This is a genomic window from Pseudomonas sp. ASL4, assembly GCF_056680395.1.
The window spans coordinates 6,490,091-6,515,145 of the sequence record NZ_CM155280.1; the positions used below are offsets into that span (position 1 = coordinate 6,490,091).

Annotated in this window: 7 protein-coding genes; all 7 read right to left on the reverse strand. The window is 60.8% G+C overall.

Annotation, left to right across the window (positions count from 1 at the left end):
* Positions 1-133: 133 nt before the first annotated feature.
* The 7 genes from AC1MEW_RS29760 to AC1MEW_RS29790 are packed head-to-tail and all read right to left on the reverse strand — an operon-like array spanning position 134 to position 24,988.
* Positions 134-1,153, reverse strand: a complete 1,020-nt coding sequence (locus AC1MEW_RS29760) for a threonine ammonia-lyase (protein ID WP_480424588.1) — start codon at positions 1,151-1,153, stop codon at positions 134-136.
* Positions 1,154-1,158: 5 nt separating this feature from the next.
* The gene (sbnB, locus tag AC1MEW_RS29765; RefSeq protein WP_480424590.1) at positions 1,159-2,178 is read right to left on the reverse strand and encodes a 2,3-diaminopropionate biosynthesis protein SbnB; all 1,020 of its coding nucleotides are present in this window, start codon (positions 2,176-2,178) and stop codon (positions 1,159-1,161) included.
* Complete coding sequence (sbnA, locus tag AC1MEW_RS29770; protein WP_480424592.1) at positions 2,175-3,146, reverse strand: 2,3-diaminopropionate biosynthesis protein SbnA; 972 nt, start codon at positions 3,144-3,146, stop codon at positions 2,175-2,177. Before sbnA ends, sbnB begins: the two co-directional genes overlap by 4 nt.
* A gap of 56 nt (positions 3,147-3,202) precedes the next feature.
* Complete coding sequence (locus AC1MEW_RS29775; RefSeq protein WP_480424593.1) at positions 3,203-16,060, reverse strand: amino acid adenylation domain-containing protein; 12,858 nt, start codon at positions 16,058-16,060, stop codon at positions 3,203-3,205.
* A gap of 2 nt (positions 16,061-16,062) precedes the next feature.
* Complete coding sequence (locus AC1MEW_RS29780) at positions 16,063-18,366, reverse strand: condensation domain-containing protein (RefSeq protein ID WP_480424594.1); 2,304 nt, start codon at positions 18,364-18,366, stop codon at positions 16,063-16,065.
* Entirely contained in the window at positions 18,363-19,895 is a 1,533-nt protein-coding gene (locus tag AC1MEW_RS29785; protein ID WP_480424596.1) for an HAL/PAL/TAL family ammonia-lyase, read from the reverse strand. The genes AC1MEW_RS29780 and AC1MEW_RS29785 overlap by 4 nt, the downstream gene beginning before the upstream one ends.
* A complete protein-coding gene (locus AC1MEW_RS29790) occupies positions 19,895-24,988 on the reverse strand; it encodes an AMP-binding protein (RefSeq protein ID WP_480424597.1) in 5,094 nt (1,697 codons plus the stop codon). The genes AC1MEW_RS29785 and AC1MEW_RS29790 overlap by 1 nt, the downstream gene beginning before the upstream one ends.
* Between the last annotated feature and the right edge of the window lie 67 nt (positions 24,989-25,055).

Below are 25,055 nucleotides of genomic sequence, written 5' to 3' on the forward strand. Positions count from 1 at the left end.
ATTTTCATTATATTTTCGACTCTGACAAGTTCAATCAACACTTTAAGTTTCCGATATCACCTCCAGCTCATTTTAAAAACCCGAAAGTATTACTCTGCCCACTCTCTTACGGTGTTTTATTGAATGGAGATTGTCAGGCGAGTCGCCCTCCCACCAAGCAGCGTGCATGGAGGTCCTGATCAACATTTGCGCCGGAGCAAATGACCCCGATAAATTTTCCTTTTATTTCGGGGGGGGCCGTAAGCACTGTCGCTAGGGCGATCGCACCAGAAGGCTCGAGCATCAGCCCCATCTCCTGATATGCGAAACGCACCGCGTAAGCAACCTGATCATCATCAACGCACGAAGTACCCAATGCGTTGAACTCCGACAAACTCAAGAGCAGCCTGCTAGGCATTGCCGTCAACAGTGCGTCACAAATTGATCCACATGTGCCGATATTCCGCTCCGGAAGCTCGAGGCGACGAGCGCGCCCAACGCGGTCGTAACCTCCCGGCTCAACCGCAATGATCGAGCACGGCTGCTGTGCGTGACTGGCGGCAATGCAACTGCCCGCAACCAACCCGCCACCACCACAGGGCACAAAAATATGCTCCAGGCTGTAGCCCTTCGTCTGCGCGGTTTCAATTAATTCCAGGGCAACGGTGCCCTGCCCGGCAATCACCTCGGCATTATCAAAAGATGGAATCAACAGTGCTCGGTTCGTTGCACAGAGTTGCTCGGCGATTGCATTCCTATCATCACGGCCTCGATGATAAAACACGACTCGAGCACCAGCCTCTCGCACCTTTGCCAGTTTGATGGCAGGGCAATCATGGGGCATGACCACCGTCACAGGTATCGACATGAGCCTACCTGCCATCGCCACGCCGATAGCATGATTGCCAGAAGAATAGGCAACCACTTCTCGAGGGCGTTGCTCTTGTGCCAGCAATGCGTTGAGTGCACCGCGCAACTTGAATGATCCGCCGCTCTGTAATGACTCTGCCTTGAGCAGTACCCTAGCGCCGGCTGCCAAGTTAAGCGCTTGTGACTCCAGTGCCGGGGTATGGAGAATCAACCCCTCGAGACGGCGTGCCGCGCTGTGAACTGCAGCAAGGTCGAGTGTGGATGACCAGCGCGAACCATCGGCTTCCAGATTAGTCACTGTCATCAGGTTCACCACCGTGAGGTACTGGCAAAAAAGTTATCTATTTCAACGGCAACCCCGCTCGCGCGGGCAGCCTTGAGCACAAAATCACCGAGCGCGATGTCTAGCACGCCAAGACCAAAAGGTGAAAAGATGCGCGCTCGGGTAGGGTCAGGTAACAGACGGTGAGTCAGCACGTCGTGCAAAGTGCCGGCGACAAACGTCCGGTTGCCGGTCTTTATTTCAGCCAGGTGGGGAGATGTATTCGCCTTTAAACAGTGGTCGACATCATCCAGCACATTTTGCGCGGCGAGGATCAGGCCTGGGCCTATATCGCGCAGCGAGATGTTTAGCACCGTCGGGGCATGGGTAAACAGATCAGGCTCTACCAGGTAGGGCGATGCGGCCGTCGTCGCCAGAATAATCAGTTGCGCGTTCTCACAGCTTGCCCGTGCATCGTCGACTGCATAGGCCTCTTCCCTGCCCTTTTTATTGATCCATTGAGCAAAGCGATCGGCGTCCTGCGGCCTCAAGTCATGGATCGCTATCTCCTCAGCCGACCAGCCATCGGCGAACAGGTAATCGAGTGTTTGGCGGGCTATCACCCCTGCCCCGATAATGCCGATCTTGCGAACGCTGCGACTACCGCTCGTTAGCGCCCCCGCCCCAAGCGCCGCCGAGGCGGCGGTGCGGTGTGCGCTGATCAAGGAAGACTCCAGGACCGCACGTGGGTAGCCGGTAGCGAAGTCATTGAGGATCAGCACCGCAGAGGCGCGCTGAAGGTTGTGCTGAATGTTCCCCGGAAAGCTGGAGATCCACTTCAACCCAGCGGTGTCGACGTCGCCTCCGAGGTACGCAGGCAGTGCAATGATGCGGGCGTCGGTTTTTTGTGGAAACCGCAGGAAGTAGCTATCGGGGTTCACCGAATCCCCCTGACCATGCAGATGATAGGCTTGGGCGATCACGTTCATGACCTGACGATACTGCCCCGACAGAATGCCTTCGATGGCGGCCCCGGTGACGATGGCAAACGCAGCATCGGCGCTCATAACGACATTTCCACGGCACGGTTCTCTGTGGAAAAGTGTCGATCGACCCACGCGTCATCGTAGATGGTGTCCAGGTACTTCTCGCCCAGATCTGGGGCAATGACCACCAAGGTGCTACCGCCTTTTATCTGCACCGAAAGCGCCGCAATAGCTGCCAGCGTCGATCCGGATGAGCCGCCCAGAAGGATGCCGTAGCGGCGAGCCACATCACGGCAGGTGGCAATCGTATCGCGCTCGCTCACTGACACCACGAAGTCGGCCTGTGATGCATCCAGCAGCTTGGGTTTCTGGCTGGCACCGATCCCAGGAATGAGTCGTTTTCCGGGGGATCCGTCAAAGCTGACGGACCCGAAGGGATCAACAGCAACCAACTGGGTGGCCGGCGAATCCTGCTTGAATGCCTCGGCGCAGCCCATGAAGGTGCCGGAAGTCCCGACCCCGATAAATAGCCATTCAGGCGAGGGAAAAGCCCGTAGTATTTCCTGAGCGGTTTGCTCGCGATGAGCCTGCACGTTGGCGGGATGCTCGTATTGATTGAGCCAGATGCAATCGGGGTCCTGCGCGCACATCTGCCGTATGGTTTCGATACGCGTGCCTAAAAAGCCCCCATTGACATCACGTCGATCCACAATGATCGTACGCCCGCCATAGGCATGGATGGCCTTGAGATTGGCCTGTGTCGCCATGGGGTCCGTGACGCAAATGAACTTGTAGCCTTTGCTCGCACATACACAACTCATCGCGACGCCCAGGTTGCCGGACGAAGACTCGATAAAGGTGGTCACACCGGGTGTCGCCAACCCGCTGGCTTCGGCAGCCTCGATCAAAGCAATGGCCGGCTTTATCTTGATCGACCCCGTTATATGGTGCCCTTCGAGTTTCAATACGGTGCGACTACCCGGCACAAACTCCGGCAGCTCCAGAAAGACATCACGCATGATCAGATCGAGCGAAGTATTGGTTAACATGGCGACCTCCTGGTCTAGCCAACAAAGTAATTGATGCAACCGCTTTCGGGGGCAGTTCAGTCCTGGGTGGTGTTGTCCATCAGCTCGCTCAACGCCGCTGCAAGCACGCCGTTCTGCGCAAAAGTGAGGTCCGGCCCATGTACATCCTCCACCTCCAGAACATCCGCCAGCGCTAGGGGAAACGCATGTTGGATCCTGGCGACATACTGCGGATCAAGCCGTGACAACTCGACTGTCCATAACACCGATAACCGTTGCCCGATAAACAATGCACTCACCTCCAAGGCCGTTTCACTGCCATTGGCCGCCGCACGAACCGCCCCGCTGTCCCCTTCGGTCCTCCATAGGCGGCCTCCTTCACCGGCATCGGTGGTACGCCCGAAATAAGTAAAGGCCAGTTCCGGCGAAGGCTTATCAGCCAGGCTGGTGCGCAGTTCCGGATCGGGGTCGTAAGTGCGTAAAATCCCATAGCTGGCGGCGAGCGAGCGTGCCCGGCGTAACTGGCCGCTGATTGCTCCCAGCGCGTCTGCCGTGTCGCCGTCGCGCGGCAAGCGCAAGCGCACCGCGAAATGCGTGGTGAACCAGCCAAGGGTGCGCGACACATCAAGGTCGTCAAACAGATCACGACCGTGGGTTTCACTGGCCAGTACCACATCAGACCAGCCGCTGATTTTGCGCAATACCAGGACCAACGCCGTCAACAACACCTCTTCGATGCGTGCACCGGGTCCCACCTGCAAGAGGCGACTCGAAAGCGCCTCGGACAGCGGGCCGCCGAGCACTTGTGTTGCGCATGCGGCGCCGGTCACGGCACCGGCAACCGGGTGGGCCGGCCCCAGGCGTGACTGCTCCATCCAGTAGGGAAAGTCCCCCCGCAGCGAGCGAGATTCCGCGACACAGATAAGCCGCTCCACCCAGGTGCGATAACTGGCGCTGCGCGCGTCCGGTTGCCAGCTCTGCGGATTAGCCAAGGCGCGGTCCAGATCATCAAGCAGGATGCGCCATGACACGCCGTCGATGATCAGGTGGTGAGCGATCAGCAACACTCGCGGCTGAGCGCCCGTTTGCAGCGCAACGCGAAGCAAAGGGCCGTGCTCCAGGGAAAGCCCGGCATTCAGCTCACCGCCTACCTGGGCCAGGTTTTCTTTCGGCAGCAATACCCGCAGCTCAAAGGTGGCACCGCCGGACACGTAGTGCTGCTGCCAGCTACCATCACTGCGCTGGCGGAAACGCAGCCGAAGGGCATCATGACACTGCGTAACCTTATCCAATGCACTGTGAACCTGCAGCTCATCAAGCGTTTGTTCGGCGCCGAACAAGATGGACTGATTCCAGTGCTGAGGTAACGGCAGGTCACGCTCCAGAAACTCGGCCTGGATGGGAGCCAATGGGCAACTTCCATCCGCCGCCCGCTCCTCGCTGGCGTTGCGCACCGCATTGGCAACGGCTGCCAGCTCTGCAATCGTCTGGTTCTGAAACACCTGTTTGGGTGAAAGCAGCATCCCTTCTCGCGTGGCAGCCGAAACGATCTGGATAGCCAGAATCGAATCGCCGCCCAGGCTGAAGAAGTTATCGCGCAGGCCGACGCAAGACAGGCCGAGTACCTTCTGCCAGATCCGGCTCAGGACCTCTTCGGCGCGGGTGCGTGGCTGCGTGTCGTGCAACGGCGCATCAACACCACCGAACAGCGGCTTTGGTAGCGCTTTACGGTCAATTTTACCGTTGAGCGTCAAGGGCAGATGATCAAGGACTGTGATGCTGTGGGGCACCATGAAATCCGGAAGATGCTCGCCTATGCGGTCCCGAAGCCGTTGCATGATCGGTTGCATTGCGCGGTTGCGCAGCGGTTCATTGGAGCCTGGCCCACGCCCGAGGGACGCAGGCCAGCCTGCTAGTGCGGGCTGAAACAACAGGTCGAGCAAAAACGGCTTGCCCTCGATAAAGCGCGACTGCAGCACCAGGCCATGACGGCCCGCAATCTGCTGAAACAGATCCAGGGCAGGTGCATCCTGTGGGGCGGTTGTATCACCGACGATCCGGGCAGCCAGCTGGCGGTCGCGATCAAGCCGTCGGTTGGGCACGCCGGTAATGCGCAGGCTGTTACGCCCAAGGTGTTGCAAGCGTTGCTCGAGCGCGTGAATGTCGCCCTCCACGGCCCGCCACGGCAACGGCTCACCCACTAGGGCATCATCAACATCGAAGGTCAATGCGGCGTCAAAGCGATAGACCGTCAACTCATTGTCAAAAACGCCACTTTTCAGCCAGGTCAGTAACCCTGGAGCACGCAGCGCAAACACTTCATCGGCCATCAGCCGGGCAAAGAAACCACTGGCCAGGAACAACTCCTTGTCATGCGCTATGGCACTGCTGGCACGCGCGGGTAACTGGTCCAGCGGATAATCCGCCGCATCATTCGCCGCCATGGCCGTGTGGAAGACTTCCTGTAATTCAAGGCTGCGCAGGTCCCCCAGATAAATTCGCCCCCCTGTCGAGAGTTTACCCAGGGCCTCACGCAATACATTGATCAAATACGCGGAGCTAGGCAGGTACTGCACCACCGAGTTGAGGACGATCAGGTCGAAGTCGCCCTCATCCAATTGGGCGAGTTCGTCTGCGGCTAGATGCTCCAGGCGTACGTGATGCCAGTCAGGGCGCAGTGTTGCCAGTAGCCCTCCCAGGCGTTGCACCACAGGCTCCGAGAAGTCCAGGCCGACATAACGCTCACAGGCCCCCGCGAGCCCGAACAGCACCATCCCTGTGCCACAACCGATTTCCAGTACTCGCTTTGGCTTGAATACCTGCATCCGCCCCAAGGCTTGATCCAGCCAGTCGCGCATCTCGACAGAGGGGATCGCAAGTCCGGTAAAACTGTTGTTCCAGCCGGTCGTGTCAAAGGTCGGATCAACCGGCCCCTGGATCGCGCCCGCGACTTCGTTTTCATAAAAGTAGTTGTAGACCGAACGCCACTCTTGCTGCCGGCCGCTTTGCATTTCCTGGTCCAACGTCGATTCGACGTAGGACCAGTCCGGTGCGACGTAGGCCACCAGGCGCTTACGTTCCTGATCATCGTCGACCACCGTCACGACGCTTTGTTTGACCAGGGGGTCCTGGTCCAGAAAGGTTTCAATTTCACCGAGTTCGATACGGCAACCGCGTATTTTCACTTGGTTGTCGATGCGCCCCAGGTATTCGAGCAGCCCATCCGGCGTCCAGCGTGCCAAATCACCGGTACGATACATTTGAGTGCCGCAGTCGGGGGCAAACGGGTCAGAGACGAACGCTCGTTCCGTGACCTGAGCGTCATTGAGGTAGCCGCCCCCCACCGCAATACCGGCAACACACAGCTGCCCTACCGCACCCGGTGCGCACAGCCGGTCGGCATCGTCCAGCACATAAAGACGCACATTTGCGATAGGCCGACCTATGGCGATACACGCCAGCTCCTGTGCGGGAGCCTGCGTCATCAGGTGATGAGTGACATCATCGGAGCACTCCGTGGGGCCGTAGGCGTTGAGCAAAGCGATATCCGGAAACAGCGCAAACCAACGCCGACAGAGCATCACCGGCAGGGCCTCGCCGGTCGAAAGCATGACCCTCAAGGTGGTGAAAGAAGGCGTATCTCGACGTTGCGCCAAGCCAACCAGAAGCTCAAGGAACGATGGCACGCTCTCCAGCACGGTGATTTGACGGGTCTCGCACGCCTGCAACAGCAATCCGGGGTCGCGCACGGTTTCATCGTCGAGAATGTGCACCGCCCCACCCACCATCAGCGGCGCAATGTACTGCCAGATGGAAATGTCGAAGGTCTGAGGTGCGGTTTGTGCCAGGCGATCCCGCGCGCCGAGTTCCAGGTCGACAATCTTTGCGCCCAGGTGATTGATCATGCCTTCGTGCAGAACAATCGCGCCCTTTGGGGCTCCGGTCGAGCCGGACGTGAACAGCACATAAGCCGGTTCGCGTTGCAGCCCCTGCGCCAAGGGCAATGAGTCGCCTTGAATCAGGCAGTGTTCGAGCACCAATAGGCGCCCCTTCCACGCCAATGCCCCGGTGTGCGCCTGCAACGCCGCACTGGTCAGCACCACCTTGGCCTGGGACTTGCGCAAGACTTGGACTGAACGGCTCGCAGGATGGTCCGGGTCGATAGGAAGATAAACGGCGCCCAGTTGCCACAAGGCCAGCATTGCCACGGCCAGTGATGCATCTCGTTGGAGACACGTCGCCACCAGCGAACCGCGCTGGATGCCCTGCCCGGCCAGCCCACGCGCCAGGGCATCTACCCGTTCGCTCAGTTGCCTGTAGGTATAGGTTCCCTCCTGCCCTGAGAGTGCGATCGCATCCGGGGTCCGTTCGGCCCAGGTGCGCAGCATTTGGCTGGGCGACTGAAGACCATAATCCACGGTAAAACTGCCAAGCCCGGCTTCCAGCACCTGACGATCAAGCGGGGTTAGCAATTCGATGTCCTGTAGAGCGGCATCCGGAGTCTGCAGGGCCTGCTCCAGAAATACTTCAATCGCACTCAGCAACTGCTCGATGCTCTCGCGCCGTTGCAAACGGTCATTGAAAATCGCCTCGATCAGCAAACCGTCGTCATTGCGCGTAGCGTTGATTTCCAGGTCCACGCGGGATATCCCGATGTCCAACGGTATTCTTTGCAGGGTCGGGCCCGCGCCGCCAAGCCGGCTGTAGTTCATTGGTTCCTGATAGGTAAACGCGACCTGGAACAGCGGGTTGCGGCTCAAGTCGCGAGCCGGTGAAAGCTCATCGACCAACTCGTTGAACGGCAAGTCACTGTGGTCCAATGCATCCAGGATCGTCGAACGTTCGGTATGGACCAGTTCGCGAAAGCTCTGCGCTGCGGTCAGCCGAGTACGCAACACCATCTGGTTGACGAACAACCCCACAGCCCCCGCACTGGCAACCGAAAAACGGTTCGCGACGTCGGTGCCCAGAACGATGTCCCGACGGTTACTGATGCGCCCCAAAACGGCTGTGACCGCCGCCATCAATACCATGTAACTGCTGACGCTCTCGGTCACCGCGAATGCATCGAGCCTGGCCAGCAAGGCACTGGGCACGACACTGCTGGCGATGGCACCGCGAAACGTTTCTGCCTTGGACCTTGCGAAGTCGAGTGGCAACTCTAATGGCGCCGGCAGATCATCCAACTGCCTTGTCCAGTAGTCGATCAATACGGTTCGCCGCTCAGCGGTCAGGCGGCGGCGCTCGGTGTCGATATGCTCTCGAAAACTGAACGTCACGGGAGGCAAGGATTGCCCCGCGCCGCTGAGCAGGACCGAAAATTCATTGAGCATGATCGAAAGGGACCAGCCATCACAGACAATGTGATGCACCGTGACCAGCAAATAATGATGGTTGTCTTCCAGCCGCAACAGGCGCGCGCGCAGCAACGGGCCGCGCTCCAGGTCGAAAGGCAGGCGTGCCTGATCGCGGGCGGTGGTCAGGGCGGCGTCGACACGCTCACTTTGTGGCACGCCCCTGAGGTCCTGCACCGAAAAGTCCAAGGCCACCTGCTGGTTAAACCTGGCCTGCACCCGTCCATTGTGTTCCTCGAACGTCATGCGTAACGCATCATGCCGGGCGCTGATCTGCTCCAGTGCAGCGGCGATCATTGCGCCGTCCACGTCACCGGCCACACTGAGCAGCATCGAGTCGTTGTAGGCTGCCTGGTCAGGTAAAATCCGGTCCACCAGCCACAAGCGTTCCTGGGACAAACTCACCGGTGAGAGCCCGGCAACAGGCAGCGGCTCAAGAGGAAGTTCCGTTGATACCGCATCGACGTTCAACGCGGCAAACAGCGCGCCGAACGCGGGGTTTTCAAAGATGGTACGAACTGAAACCTTGGTCCCCAGTTGTTGGCTCAAACGGCTGGCCATTACCATCGCCCGCAGCGAGTTGCCGCCGGACTTGAAGAACTCGGTTTGCTCATCAGCCACAGGTGTCAGCAGCGTCTGCTCCCAGATCTGGGCAATCTCCTGCCAGCGGGGGTTGCGGGCCTTCGGCGCGACCATTTCTGGGCGTACCACAACGGGCGCAGATGCTTGATGTTGCTCGCGGGCAATGGCAATCAAGGCGGTATTGTCGAGTTTGCCATTCGGGTTTTTCGGCAGCGCGCCGATGCCCAGGGCCAGTGGCTGCATCGCACTGGTGAGTGTTTGTTGCAGGTGGCTGCGGATTTTGGCGGTGTCGACTTCGACACCTGGATACAGGTTTGCCAGGGCCGCAATCGAGCCATCGTCGGCAATCGCACAGGCTGCATCGGCGACGCCTTGAACCGCACGGATCTGCTCTTCAATTTCAGCCAGTTCAATCCGCTGGCCGCCCACTTTCACTTGGCGATCCTGACGCCCCAAAAACTCCAGTTGCCCTGCGGCGTCCCAACGACCGATGTCGCCGGTACGATAGATCCTGGTCGGCGCTTCGTCCGCCGTCAGTTGCAGCGAATAGAACGCAGAGCGGGTTTCTGCCTCCCGGCGCCAGTAACCCTCGGCCAAGCCCGCGCCGCTGATGCAGATTTCGCCCGTTTGATCGCCGCTCACCCGTTGGTTGCTGGCATCCAGCAGATGAACGACGCCGTTGCCCAAGGCCGAACCAATCCGCACAGGCCCGGGCGCGACGCGCCATGCCGTTGACCATATGGTGGTTTCAGTCGGGCCATAGACATTGAAGACCCTGGCGCGAGTCGCTTGCAACAAATCATCGGCGACGTGCTGGGGCAATGCCTCGCCCCCCACCAGCAGGGTGTCGAGTGCTGCGATGGCGCTGCGGCTGCCGTTATCGGTGAGCAACTCTCGCATGGCTGTGGGCGTACATTGCAGGTGAGTAACACCATGGCGTGCGCACAACCCTGCGACTGAGTTGTCCTGCGCCGCCGTAGAGCTGCCCTGCAACTGTCGACGCACCTGATCAAGATGGTCGAGACTCTGCAGGACCTTTTCGCTGCTGACACCGAAGTCGATCAAACAAGCGAATTCGTTCACACCTATGTTCATCAGTGAACGCGCACGCTCGACGCAGTCCTGCACGCCGCCGATCAGGCTGGCACTGTGCATATAACGCTCAAGCCCCCGGTCTGCCAGGTAATTCAGGTCGTCATCAAGCCCGTCACTCGCCGTCTGGCCAAACACTGATCGCGCCAGGTCCACGGAGGACATCAGGTAGTGCTTGAGGGGTTCGCGAGCAACCGCTTCCGCTTCAGCAAGAGTCGCGGCTACAAACGTATGCAGCATCAGACTGACCGTGCCCTGTGAGCCTGCACCAAGGCGATAATGCTGGATATTGTTCTGCAATGCGGCCACGTCCTGGGCTAACAGGTGGGTCAGCACGTTGGCGCCGGTTTTTCCGGCCGTCTCGAATGTCTCGACCGCACTCGAAGCCGACAGCCACAGCGGTATCCGGCCCTGAATGGGCTGGGGAAAGGTTGATATGCTCTGCTCGCCTGCGCCACGGTTCAGGGTTACCGCCTGCCCTTTCCACAACTCACGCAAGGTGTTGATCGCCTCCAGCGTCATTTCTCGCCGATGCGCGAAGTTCTGTGGCCCACCGTGCGCCAGCAGAAAGTCGTTCTGGTCCCAGCCGGTGGCAATGGCGATCCCGGCCCGCCCGCCTGACAGAACATCGACCATCGCCCAGTCTTCCGCAACGCGCACAGGATCATGCAGGGGAAGCACCAACGAGCCTGCTCTGATTTTCAGGTGCTCAGTGGCCACCGCCAAGGCTGCCCCCGTGATCGCAGGGTTGGGAAATGGACCTCCAAAAGGATGGAAATGACGCTCGGGTGTCCAGATAGCGTGGAAGCCTAGTTTGTCGGCTCGACGCGCAGCTTCCAACATCAACTCATAGGCTTGGCGCCCGGGCTGGCTGGCAAAGAAAAACAGACTGAAGTTCACGTCCGGCTCGACCCTCGCGCGAGGGGACGCCAGCAACATCTGCGAGCCTTCATAGACCACGATGGTCCCTGCACATACCAGCGGGTACAGCAATTCCAGCAGCGAGATATCAAACCCGGCCGAAGTCAGAGAAAGCCAGACGGCGCCCTCGCCGCTGCCCAGGCGCTGAGTCATTGCCTCGAACAGGCTCGCCAGGGCTTTATGCGACACCAGAACGCCTTTGGGGTTGCCCGTCGAACCCGAGGTGTACAGCAGGTATGCGGCGTCCTCGAGCTGTGGAGCCAAAGTGGCCGGCCCGGTGCAGCTGGTCGTCGGCGCCAGCAGGTCATCCAGGGTCATATGCGGCCAGCCCGCTACCGCAGCGGGATCATCGCTGATGATCAGCCCGGGTTGTGCATCGCGCAGGATTGCCTCGCGGCGCGCTGCCGGATGTGCAGGGTCCAGGGGCACATAGATGGCCCCCGCAGCGAAAATCCCGACCAATGCGGCGATGTAACGCTCCGACCTCGCCGCCAGGATCGCCACGCGCCCGCCTGCAGACACCCGCTCAAGAATTCGTGCACTTGAGCGCTCGGCCAGTACCCCGAGTTCGGCATAGCTCAGTGAGCGGTTGCCACAGATGACAGCGTCGCTCTCGGGAACACGGCTGATAGCCCGTCGAATACTGCCGACGATGGTTTTATTGTCGGGCGCTACTTCGCTTGGGTTAAGCGCCACGGTCACCTCATGTGCTGCCTGCGGATCGTCAACCAAGGCCGCGAGCCCCGCTGCGTAGAGCGCAGCCAGCCGGGTGCGCTCCTCCCCGGAGAGCGCGTCGCCTTTGATCGCCAACGTCAGCTTGATGCTGTCATCGAACGGGTCCACTGAGAAGTTGGCCACCAGTTTGAAGCTCGACGCTTCATGGGCTTTGAGGTCCAGCAGCTTGACGCCCAAGCTCTCAAGGTTGGAAGCAATGTGGTAGTGAGTGAAATAAAACAACGTATCGGACAACCTGGCTTCCGCGTTGATGCTCTGTATTTCAGCCAGTGGCAGTCGGCGATGAGGCAACACCTCGCCCTCAGCCGCAAGCGCCACTCGGGCAAGTGCAACCCAGGAGCTCGCCTCTACCCTGGCCCGGATCGGCACACTGTTGATGAACAGCCCGAGCAGTTTTTGCCCATCGGCATGTTCCGGACGCCCCGTCATCACCATCGAGGTCAAGCAGTCCGCCTGGCCGCTCATCTCACTGAGCACCTTCAGGTGCACAGTGAACAGCAGGCTTTTGAGGGGGAGCGAATGGGCGGCGCTAATCTCGCGCAGAACCGCCGCATGCTCCGCAGCAATGAAGACAGGAATGATCTGCACCCCGCGCCCCTCACCGGGTACACGCACCTTCTGGCCCAACAGCCCCGATGGCGCGTGCTGCAGATACCGTTGCCAGAAATCACGCGTCGAGGCGCTGGCAATGGCTTGTCGCTCCAGACTGATGTAATCGGCATAACGGATCGCAGGAGCCGGCGGCAGCGCCTGCTTATCCAGCAAAGCCCGATACAGGCCAAACAGCTCCATCAGCAAGCTCACATCGCTCCAGCCGTCGATGATCGCGTGGTGAAAGCTCATGGTCAGTTGAACACTGTCCGGCCCCAGGCACGCCACGCGCAAACGCACCAGCGGCAACGTTCCAATGTCGAAAGAACGGGCCTTCTCCTCCTCGAACGTGCTGGCGATACGTGCCTGTTGCGTCGCCTCATCGAGTGTTTCAAGGGGCACGATGTCGAGTATGTCCTGGCCATGCTCGTGCACCAACTGCAGGGGCTCGCTGTAGCCGGCGAAGTCGAAGGTCGTGCGCAAGGCTTCATGCCGTGTGACCAGCAAGCGTGCCGCCTGGTGCAGCACGTCGATGTCTGGGGAAAACTGCAGCCGGTAGCTGAAGACATCAAGGTAGACAGCGTTGCTGCGCTCCAGCTCGTAATGAAAAATCATCGCGGCCTGGAGCTGACTGATCGGATAGGCATCCACAATGCCCGGCGGCAATGCTTGTTTATCTTGGGGCTGCAACAGGGCAAAAGCCTCGATACCGGCAGCCGCACAGTCGGTTGCACCAGCGACGGCGGCCAATGCCCTGATGCTGCGATGCTCAAAGATATCGGCTACGGTCAAATGAATGCCTTCGCGTGCCGCCAGGCCAACAATGGCGATCGAGCGGATGGAGTCTACGCCCCGGTCGAACACATCGTCGCTCACACCGATCGTGGTGACGCCCAGCACCTGTGTTACGACCGTCAGCAGCGCCTGCTCCAGCGCCGAGGCCGGAGGCAGGGGCGCAACACTGGGCAGCATTGACATCTGGCTGGCTTGAAGGGTCAGCAGGCTACGATTGATCTTGCCATTCGCAGTGATCGGCAGTGCAGCCAGCACCGCAATACGCGCAGGCACCAATGCGGCAGGTAGCAGGCTGCGGACATAGTCGCGCAGTGCTTGGGGTTCGAGCGCAATCACACCGTCGACACTGACAAACGCGATGAGGGTTTCGACACCGTCTGCGGCGCCGGACTTGACTACCGCCGCCGACTTGACGCCCGCCGCCGACTCCAGGCAACGCTCGATCTCCCCGGGCTCTATGCGAATGCCATTGAGCTTGAGTTGATCATCCAGTCGGCCAAGATAGTCAAGCGTCCCATCGAAACGCATGCGCCCCCTGTCGCCGGTTCGGTACAGCCTGCCAGGCGCTTCGGACGAGGTGACAAAGCGCAACGCCGTCTCCTCCTCGCGGCCGCGATAACCTCGGCCGACGCCCCGGCCGGTCACGCATATCTCGCCGATTGCGCCCACCGGCAGCGCTCGGCACTGGTGATCGCGCACGCTCAATTGCACATTGTCGATGGCCCCTCCAATGGGCGCGGGTGTGCCCTCGGGCCAGGGGCCGGTGATGTGTGCCCAGGCACAACCGACCACCGTTTCGGTGGGGCCATACTCATTGAATACCTGGGCGGGGCGTGGGCCTTGCAGCCAGGGTTCAATCACCGGATAAGGCAGGGCCTCCCCTCCCACCACCAACACCCTGACGGCGCCGGACAGCGACTCGGCCGACAGCAGGGTATTGAGCAGGCGCAGATAGGACGGCGTGGCTTTGAGCAAGGTGACGTCAGCGCGCCGCAGCAGCGCACAGACCTGCTCAACCTCCGAGCCCGCGCCGTGGCCGGTTTCGCTTTCGTCCACCAGCAATAAGCGCTGCCCCACCACCAACGGCCCCAGCAGCGCCGTCAGCGTCAGGTCGAAGGTCACCGGCGATTGCACGATCGCCCCGCACCCCTCGGCCAGGGCGTAATGCCGTGCGGCATACCGCAGATAATTCGATAAGCCGCCCTGTGTCAGCTCAACCGGTTTGGGCAGGCCGCTGGAACCGGACGTATGCAAGATGTAGGCAATATCTTCCGGGTCCACCGGGGCACGATTGAAGGGCAGGTCATCGTCGCCGATCGTCTCGATGTCAACCCAGTCGCAACTGTCATCACGCTGGGTGGCCAGGGTTTGTGCGGATCCCAGCGCCACTGTCGCACCGGCCCCTGCCAGTAACGCGCGCAGGCGCGCAGTGGGCGTTGAAGGTGCTATGGGCATAAACACTGCCGCGCACTTGAGCACGCCCAAAATGGCCGCAACAAACTCAATACTGCGTGGAAGCACCACGGCCACCACGTCTCCCCGCCCAACCCCACGCTGCTTCAGGTCATTGGCGATACGGCGCGCGTAGTGGTCCAGCGCCTGATAACTCATAAGCGCCTGGGTGCCGACGCGCTCGATGGCCACCGCCGCCGGATGCTGCGCGACGACGTCCTCAAACAGACTCAGGAAGGGATACTCCCATCCCTCTGCACTCGGGCCACGGGATGTCAACGCACCGCTCTGCGGCGGTGTCAACGGTAGATCATCAATCGAGGTGTCGGGCGCCTGCAAGGTAGCCTCAAGCGCACTGGAAAACGCCAGCCGCAGCGCCGCAGCCGTCGTGGCTTCGACCACTTGGGGGTCGTGATAGAGGTGAACCTGCAAGCGGCTACCCACGCGGTGGCAGGTCAGTGCCAATGGCACCGCGCCGGGCATCCACTCGATCCCCACCAGTGTCAGTAGGCCCATCGTCGCCTGCGGCGTCTCGATCCAGGCAAAGCTTGCATCCGCCAACCTTGACACCCCGAAAAGTGACTGGGACGGACCACCTTGCAAGGCGGCCACCAACGTCGACATGCACATTGACGGGTCCAGCCGAGTCGCAACCTGCGCCGCGACACGGTAGGCACCGACACCGGCGTTGTCCCCGATGGTCGTCCTGATGGAATCGCAGACATCCATCGCCGGTGCGCCGTCGACGCGAAAGCGCGCCAGGACGGCACTGAACACTGCCAGGCACACCGCGCGGTCGACCCGAGCAATGTCGAGTGTGGTTAGTGAGGCAACCGAGTCTTCAGTGGCACTGGCCCAGGCGCTCGTCTGGGCGATTGGTTCCACGGGCGCCGGGGACTGGCTTTCGAGCCAGCCGGCCACTTCGCTATAGTCCAGCCGCGTTACCGATGACAGCCCCTGCAATTGGTCTGCGAGTTCCTGAATCAGCAGTACCCAGCTTTCCGGATCGACCAAGGCTGCCCGGTGGCGCAAAGCGACCAACGTCGGGCCATTTGAACTCGGCACAATCACACCGTCGCCCAGCCATTCGTCACTTACCGATGGCATTTCCAGCAAACTGGCCGCGAGGGCCGCCTCGGCACACGCCCTATCGGCCGCCTGGGCCAAAACCCGAATTACCGGGGCCGCGGAGTTTACCAGCTCCGTCACCGGATAACGCCGGGGCGCTGGCACTACAAGGCGGCTGTGCAACGCTTCGTGGCGCTGCCAGACAGTACTGAGTGCGGCATCCAGGCGGTCGAGTACGACGCTGGAGTCGACTTCGAATCGACACACACTGATGCGCGGCCCCGCGATGCTATCGCCGGACCATTCGAAAACCTGGTGAGGAGCGGCGACTGTATGCTCGTGCATGATTAAAACTCCTTCAACAATGGTTGGTGTCGCTGCGCTTGTGTCATCGCCACGAGTATTCGCCGCGGCGCGGTAAAAGGCTCGCGCCCATGCGCCGTCAAGCGGTTGTCCAGCATCAACAGGTCGCCCTGCTGCCAGTCGAAGGAAAACGACGCGGCGACATACGCGCGACGTATTTGTGCAATCCATTCGGCCGGAATCGCAGACCCGTTGCCCAGCAAGGTCTCCACCGCCTGCAGTTGAGATACATCTTGCCCCGCAGCAACCTCCCCCAGCGCTTCAGCCAAGGCCGCCGGATGAAAAAGTGCCGCATGATTGAACCAGGCGACTTCCCCGGTATCGGGGTGGGTGATCACTGCGGGCACAGCCAGGTCGGCGACCAACTCATTCTGCGAGCCTCTGGAAAACCGATAGCCTTGCGGTACGTATTGACGGTTCAGGGTGTCCAGGTCATCCACCGCGAACACCTGCTGCCAACTCAACCCAAGCCCGGGTCGAAACCGCCGACGGTAAATCACACCGTGGTGTTCAAAAGCGCTGCGAATCGACTCAGGCAGTTGGTTGAGCACGGCCCGACAGTCAGCCAACGGCGTGCGCCCGCCTTCAAAGGCTGGGGTTTCACAGAAAAAAAATAGGCGTGCCGGCCAACTTGAGGCATAGGCATTTTCGCTGTGAAAGAAAATGCTCTGGTCCGACGGGTACTCAGTGGAGGTATAAACACCCGCCTCCACCTCGGTCCTTGGCGTCGAGCGCTGTACGTAGGGCAGTGGTTCTCCGCCCAGTTGCTTCACTGCCCGCGCGAACATTTCGCTGTTGTTCAGACCGAACCCCCGAAACAGAACGGCACCACTGCGCCTCAGATGGGTTTCGATGACCTCGCGTTCCTTGTGTGCCCAGCGCGACAGATCGACGTCTGCTGATGGGCACTCGATCATGGTCGGGCATGGCGCGGCCGTGGACGGTGTGATACTGACCGGGTCAGTGGTCATATCGACACGCCGGCGCGACGGCACGAACGTAGGCAATGAAGGCGTTGGTGGGAACGTCCCCAGCGGTTGTTCGGGCGTGAGCACGATGCCCTCCAGAATTGCGTGGAAACACTGGGCGAGCGCCTCTGGCGTCAGCCGGCTACGGCTGGGGTCAATCGTCACGCTTCCAGATAAGCCTTTGCCCTGCTCCCACAACTCGAGCAATACCGGAAACTTTGGATCAGAGCCCTGGATCCCGGTGACCTGCACCTTGAGCCCCTCCAGGTGCAGGGGGTGGCGCGGCATGTTGTGCAACACGAATTTCCCTTCGAAAAGCTGGCCGCCTGCTTGCTGGCTGCCTTCGACAATCAACGGGTAAGGCAGGTGCGCGTGCGCCAGCACTTCGCGGCTCAGCCGCTGGGCCTGCTGCGCGGCGCCTGCGCCCGTCAGGCCGGGGCTCATGTTCCAGCGCAATGGAATCTGGTTGACGAACATGCCGATCACCGGCTCGTAAGCTGTTTCGGTGCGACCGCTGAAGTCCGTCGCCAGCACCAGATCGTCGCGGCCAGTCAGCGTGCTCATGGCGACGGCGAAGGCACTGAAGCCCAGCGTAAACGGCGAGACCTTCAGCGCCCGCGCAACCGCCAGTAGTGCCTGGGTCGCCTGGCCATCGAGGTGCAATGCCTGGGTCAACGCACGAGGGCCACTCTGGGCGATGACCTTGGGGATGCCTGCCAGATACTGCGACCAGAAGCGCTGGGCATCACGCCATGCGGGCGTATTCACGCGTATTCTCTCGCTTCGCGCATGACCGATAGGTGAGGCCCTCAACTCAGGCAAGGAAGCCAGGGGACCCGCCGCATAGAACGCCGACAGATCACGCTCGAATACGCCCAGAGACCAACCATCGACAATCAAGTGATGGACCACGATCAGCAATACGTGATGGTCCGGCCCCAACAGGGCCAAGCGAACACGAAACAACGGTGCTACTGACAGATTGAAAGGCAACTGCTGCTGGTGCTGAATCCAGCCCTGAAGATGCTCAGGGAGCACAGGCTCAGCCAACAGCTGCGGACCGCCCATGCTCAACACCCATTGTTCGAGCCCTTGGGGCCCGGCCACAAAGCAGCTGCGCAAGCCTGGGTGACGTCGCACCACCAAGTCCAGCGCCTGCTCCAGGCGCTGGATATTCAGGGTTCCCTCCAGGTCCAGCGCTAGCACTTCTTGGTAGGCGGTGCCGGCGCGTCCGATCGACTGCAGAACCCAAAGCCCCTCCTGCACGGAGTTGGCCGGCCCTCGCGCCTGCACGCCCTGCGATGGTTGACCCTCACTCATTGCGCTTGCATCTCGGCCAGTTGCTGGGCGATCACTGTTGAGTGTTGGCACACCTCCCGGGACTTGATGATGAGGTCTGCCATCAGTTGGTCCTCCTTGACGAACGGTATCTCCTCGCGCACTGCCTCATAGACGGCCCGCCCACGTTCGGACAGCTGGAGTCCGGGGTTCATGTCGATGGCCTGGCACGCCGTCATTAGCTCGATGGCGAGGATCGTTTCACAATTGTCCAAGATGGTCTGGAGTTTGTAAGCCGAGGTGCCGCCCATGCTCACGTGGTCCTCCTGCAGGTGACAGGTAGGAATGGTGTCGACCGAGGCCGGATTGGAAAGTACCTTGTTTTCATTGAGCAACGCGGCACTGGTGTACTGCACCACCATAAACCCCGAATTCAGGCCTGGCTTGGCCACCAGAAAACCGGGTAAACCATTTTGGCCGGAGAGCAACTGGTAAGTTCGACGCTCCGAGATGTTGGACAAGTCAGTGATACCGATTGCCGCGAAGTCCAGTGCGAACGCCGTCGACTGCCCGTGCAGATTGCCGCAGGTGAGGATTTGTCGAGTGTCGGGAAAGACCAACGGGTTATCCGAAACACTGTTGCACTCGTTACCAATGACCGTTTCGAGGTAACCGACCACTTGTCGCGCCGCACCATGTACCTGCGGCGCACAGCGGAAGGAGTAAGGATCCTCCATGGCCGGATTGCAGTGGGGCAAGTCCGCATGATTGCTGCCGTGAGTGAGCGTGCGGATATGCCGTGCGACTTGGGAGCGTTCCGGATGTAGGGATGTCTGGTGAATTTGCGGGTCAATGAAGCTACGGGCCGTGCTGAACCCCATCATGCTCATGGCCGCACAGAGATCAGCCAGCGCCACCAGGCGTTTGGCCCTAACCGTGGCCAACGCTCCCCACGCATTGAGATACTGCACACCATTGGTCAGGCACAGACCGTCCTTGGGCTGCAGCGTCAAGGGTGCCAACCCTAGCTCGTCCATGACCTCACGGGAGGGACGCAGCACACCTCGATGCCAAACCTCGCCCAGACCAATCAGTGGCAAGAACAAATGTGCCAGGGGTGCCAGGTCGCCGCTGGCCCCGACGGTGCCTTTCTGCGGGATGGCGCCAACGACCCCATGGTTCCATAGATCAACGATCCGATTGACCGTCGACAGGCTCACCCCACTGTTACCGGTACGAAACGTCAGGAGCTTGATCAGCGTGACCACTCGACTGACTTCTTCGCTCACCGTTGGCCCGACCCCGCATGCGTGAGATTTGAGCAGGTTGTGCTGGAGCGTGGACAAGTCAGACGGGGCAATATGCGTGGTGCACAACGAGCCGAAGCCGGTATTGATCCCGTAGTGCAGCGCCTCGGCCCCGGCTATCTCCAACACAAAGCGGTGAGCACGGTCGATTTTATCAACCACGCCGGAATCCAAGTGCAAGCTGCAACCACTGCGCGCGACAGACACCAGGTCCAGTGGGCTTAAAAAGTTGGCATCAATGACGATCGGGCGTGCTTGTGACATCAGTTGACCTCTGCTGGGCGTGTAGGCGTTAGGTGGCTATGTACCAGGCTGGCAAGCGCTGAAACCGTGGGTTCGGCCAGAAACTGCGCCAGACCAATGGCGACTCCGGTTCGGGTCTTGAGCAGATTGAGCATTTGCATGGCATGGATCGAATGCCCGCCTATGCCGAAAAAGTCGGTGTCGACACCCGGAGCGTCTTCATGGGGCAACACCTCTTGCCACAGGGCCGCAATCGTCCCTTGCAGGCGCAAAAGGTGCGGCGACGAACAGACATCCGCAGGCGTAGCTGCAGGCTGCGGGAGTTCCCAGGCGTCCAGCGCACGGCGATCAAGCTTGCCGTTAGGCGTACGCGGTAAATGAGCGGCGACGACGATCAAAGACGGAACCACAACCAATGGCAGGTAGTTGAGAACGAAGCGCCGCACATCCGCCGGCAGCGTGCCCTCGTCAGCTTCAACGTGGGCGATCAGCCTGGGGGTGGCATCAACATGGCGCAAAGAAGCGACGGCTGCGTGCACAGCGGGATGTAAGACAAGTGCACTCTCCACCTCCTCCAACTCGATGCGCACTCCCTTGAACTTGATCTGGTTGTCCAGACGGCCAAGCATTTCGAGCACTGCGTCCGCTGTCCAGCGTCCGATATCCCCCGTGCGATAGAGCCCGCAGCCATCAGCGGCGCGCGACGGCGGCAGAACAAAGCCTGCGTCGCCTGTGGCACCGGTGTAACCGTCACTCATATCCGGCGTACGCAAATAGATCTCGCCTTGAACACCTGCTGGGACAGGCAGGCCCGCCGCATCACGCACTTCAACGGTTCGGCCGGGAATCGGCCGGCCAACTGGAATACGCACGCGCTGAAGGTCCGCGGCCGTGACCTGGTGCCAGCAAGCTGCGACGGTTTCCGTAGGCCCATAAATATTGATCAATTTCAATTCCGGCCCGCCGCGCTTGAGCAGTTCGGCGGCCAGCGTAAGGCGCAGCGGCTCGCCGACCGTCGCCAGGGTTTTTAGGGCGCGAGGCCAACCGGATGCGCCGCGCAGCATCTCGTCCAACAGGCTTGGGGTAATTTGCAGGGTCGTTATCGCGGCGTCATCGAGCCACTGCAACAGCCGACTTGGGGCCAAGTCTGCGGGACGGTCCGGCAGTACCAACGTCGCGCCGTGGCACAACGCGCCAAAAATCTCGCATAGGGCCACATCGAACCCAGGGGCGGCGATCTGTGCGACCCGCGCGCCGGGCAACATGTCCAGGGTGCGGGCCTGCCACTCCAGAAAATGACCGAACGTTTTGTGCGACTGCCGCACCCCCTTGGGCTGCCCGGTGGACCCTGAGGTGAATATCAGGTATGCGCTGCTGTCGATCGGGACCTCGGGCAACGCGATGTGCTCAAGCCGATCCGTGGTGACAGGGCGAGAAAGGCTCAGCCTGGGCAACTCATCGTCGGGTAACGGCAGCACGGCGACCTCGCTCTCAAGCAACAGATCGCTCGCGCTCAGGGTTAACAGGGCTTGCAGGCGCTTGCTGGGCAAACCATTGTCGAGCGGCATGATCGCGGCACCGGTCTTCATGCCCGCCAGTACACCCACCAGCCACTCGCTCGGACTACCGCTGCGCACCGCGACCACGGCGGGGTTGGCCTGCTGCAAAATCTGCCGCGCCAGCTGGTTGCTTGCATCATCGAGTTGCTTGTAACTCAACGTTTCATGGGGCGTTTGGATAGCCGGCGAATCGGCGTGGGACGTCGCCCATTCGCTGATCATTGCCGGCAAGGTCCGCGCCGCCTTATTGATCCGCGGCGCCGTCTGCCAACCTCGGTCGGCATTGTGATCGACCAACTCCTGCAACGATGTCGCCGGATTCTGCGCGGCGACAGTGATCACCTGCTCAAGGCATTGCGCAATCCGCCTCGCGGTCGCTGCACTGAAACAACAAGCGTCGACGCGTACCACGCCCTCCACCCCGGCTGATGTCTCACAGCTGACAATTTCGATCGGCTGCTCCAAGGCATACGGCCCCAGGTCATTGGACGACAGTGTCAAGTCGCCCACCTGCACCTGGCTGCGCCCATCACGCAGAATCAAACGCCGCCACGGCTGCGGCACATCCGCAACAGCAGGTACGTGCACCGCCGCGACTTCAAACAGCCCCCCTGCATCGGCGCGCGCCTGGCGCCATTGGGCAGTGATCTGTTCAATGGAGACACTCTCATGGATCAAGGCCCCGGCGACCTTGTGGCCGACGTGACAGGCGGCGTCGGCAAAGGACCGTGAGGGTGCGAGTTGTGCCCTGATGGGGACCACCCTGATGCCGTAACCTTGGCGACCTCCCGAGGTATCGCTGACAGGCACGCCAATAACCCCATCCCAGTGACCGGTCCAGCGGCCCAATACCGCAAACACACAGGTCAGCAAGGCCACGAACGGCGTCTGCCCGGCAGCCTGGCCCAAGCGGTTGACGGCCTCCTGGGCCAGGGTGAACGGGACGCAATGGGGAGGCTGCGGCTGGGCGATGCTGCGCTCGCGTGGCAGCTGGGCCGGGTTGAGCGCCGCCAGCTCATCACGCCAGTACGCCAGGTCGGCGCTGTCGACCGACGGCGCCATGGGTTGTCGCGTCATCGGGTACTTGCCGGCGGGCTGCACCAGGTAACGCGCGATCCAAAGCATGCCCCAGAAGTCCGCAGCAACGTGATGCACCCGCACCAAGAGCGTATCTTCGGATTCGTCTTCGGCGTGGATCCGCACCAGTTGTAAAGGCCCCTGCGCCAGGTCAAAGGCCTCGGCACATAACGTGTTTAAGAGCGCGGCGCGCCCGTCACCCCGCGCCGGCCCGGTGACACTCGTCACTGGAACAGGCGCCGGTGTATCACCCCAGACAAAACCCGCTCCTGCGATTGTTGCGTCGACCCGCAAACCCAGGGCAGGCATTTGGTTGGGCAGGTGCGCAGCGAGCGAGGCCACATGATCAATTGCCTGTGCCGGGCCACTCACGGCAAATGCCAGTGCATAAGCACCATCACCCTGCTCCGTGCGGCGTTGAACAATCGAATGCTGCCCGGCGAGCAGGGGGCCGTCCGTGGGGTCGGACGTTGACGGCATTTGCGGCTGTTTACGAAGCCAGGCGCCAAGCTGGGCCAGGCTCCATCCGTCGTATAACGACGCCACCGAAACCCGAATGTGGGTGGCCTGGGTCAACCTGGCAAAAAGGTGGGTGGCCGCCAGGGAACTCAACCCAATGGCCAGCAGGGGTAAATCAGCCGCAGGCGCCGTCGGCAAACTGGCGGCGATGGTAAACACCTCTGCCAACGCTGCTGTGACCATACTCTGAGTGCCTCGGGTACCAAGGGCCTGAGCCAAGTGGGCTAGAGCGCCATCGAGGCTGTCGCCCACGGTCGGCGAGAGCCAGACCGAGCGCACCCGGTATTGGTTCGCGAGCATCTTGCGAAGGGCTTCGGCACGTTGAGTCTTGCCGCTGGTGGTGACACTGATATCTGCTCTGGCCACCCAAACAATCGCTCCCAGCGGGTGTTGACTGGCTTGAGCAATCGCTTGAGCGAGGTGCTCTCGCGCAACCGATGGCGGCAGTACCGGCAGCTCCGCAATCAACACCAACTGTTCGGTATCTAATGCCTGATGAGACACACGCCCCATGCACCTGCCGAACTGCTCGCTGGTAAGCGTCACCGCGACCAGCCGCGTCTCGGCCATTAGCGGGTGCGCTTCGCGAGCAAGCTCTTCGATGTCACCAGGGTAAATGTTGCGCCCCGCAATGATCATCAGGTCCTTGATACGGCCCGTGACATAAAGTTGATTCTTCAACAGAAAACCCAGGTCGCCGGTGCGCAGATACGGCACATGCGGGCTGCCTGCCAGAGTTGCTCCGAAGGCATCCGTGCCGCCCCCCCAGTACCGGCTTGCAACATGTTCCCCCGCGACCCAGATCTCGCCAACGCACCCCTCGGCCAATGGACTCAGGTTGTTCGGATCGATGATCTGGATGTCGGCTCCCGGTGCTGCTGCGCCGCTGCTGACAATGTCGGCGGTCGGCAGCCCGGCCAAGGGATCGACGGCGTGACCACCCTCCAGTGCAACGCGGCAAAAGCGGGTGGCTTTCACCGAAGATTGCTGACGGTGGCCCGCACTGAGCAAGGTAGTTTCCGCGAGGCCATAACAAGGTAGCCAGGCCTTCGAATCGAACCCATAACACTCCATTGTCGCGGTAAAGCGCTCCAGAGTTTTAGCTCTCACGGGTTCCGCGCCGTTGTAGGCCACGCGCCAGGAGGACAGATCGATCCCTTCAAGACGCTCCGGATCGTCAATGGCTGCGCAAATTCGATAGGCAAAGTCTGGAGCGCCACTGGTATGGGCTCGATAATCGGAGATCATTTTCAGCCATCTCTCCGGTCGCTCCTGAAATGCCTCAGTGGGCATCAAAATGGCCTGCGCGCCAATCAGCAATGGATGCAATGCCGCCCCTACCAACCCCATGTCATGGAATAGCGGTAACCAGCTGGCGAATCGGGTGCTGCTGTCATGCCCGAATACGGCGGCGATCATCCCTGAGTTGGCCGCCAACTGCCGGTGCGTCACCACGACGCCTTTGGGAACACTCGTCGAACCGGAGGTGTACTGGATAAAGCAGACATCCTGCGCGCTCGCGGTGAAAGGCGGCACGGGCGCGTTGGCCAGTTCATCGAGCGCAATCAGCGCTGGCATGGTCCGTGTGTCGTGATGCCGGGCGACGCTGCTGGCGTCGCTGAGCAACAAAGCGAAAGGCTGACAGTCGGACAGTACATGCTCCAGCCGCCCTCGACGGAGACTATTGACCGGAACAGGCACGGCAATACCGCCAGCGTGCACGATGGCCAGGAAGCCACGAATGAACTGGGCCGGATTGCCGCACGCCAGAACAATCGGCTGGCCCGGCAGCAAGCCCCGAGCCAGCAACCCACCGGCCATCTCGCAGACCTGCCGGGCCAGCACCCCGTAGGTCGGGCTGTCGACCTCGACACCTTGTGTATTCAAAAAGCGAAAGGCCACCTGATCAGGCACTGAACAGGCGTGACGAGCCAGGACTTGCGCTAGGCTGATGGGCAATGTTCGCTCCTTGATATTCCGAATTCCGTTTCAAACACCCGAAGCGTCTGCTACTGCGAGTTATCTC

Coding starts and splice junctions, on each gene's coding strand:
- sbnB (WP_480424590.1), bottom strand. CDS start 2,178: ATGAGCGCCGATGCTGCGTTTGCCATCGTCACCGGGGCCGCCATCGAA.
- AC1MEW_RS29775 (WP_480424593.1), bottom strand. CDS start 16,060: ATGCACGAGCATACAGTCGCCGCTCCTCACCAGGTTTTCGAATGGTCC.
- sbnA (WP_480424592.1), bottom strand. CDS start 3,146: ATGTTAACCAATACTTCGCTCGATCTGATCATGCGTGATGTCTTTCTG.
- AC1MEW_RS29760 (WP_480424588.1), bottom strand. CDS start 1,153: ATGACAGTGACTAATCTGGAAGCCGATGGTTCGCGCTGGTCATCCACA.
- AC1MEW_RS29785 (WP_480424596.1), bottom strand. CDS start 19,895: ATGTCACAAGCACGCCCGATCGTCATTGATGCCAACTTTTTAAGCCCA.
- AC1MEW_RS29780 (WP_480424594.1), bottom strand. CDS start 18,366: ATGAGTGAGGGTCAACCATCGCAGGGCGTGCAGGCGCGAGGGCCGGCC.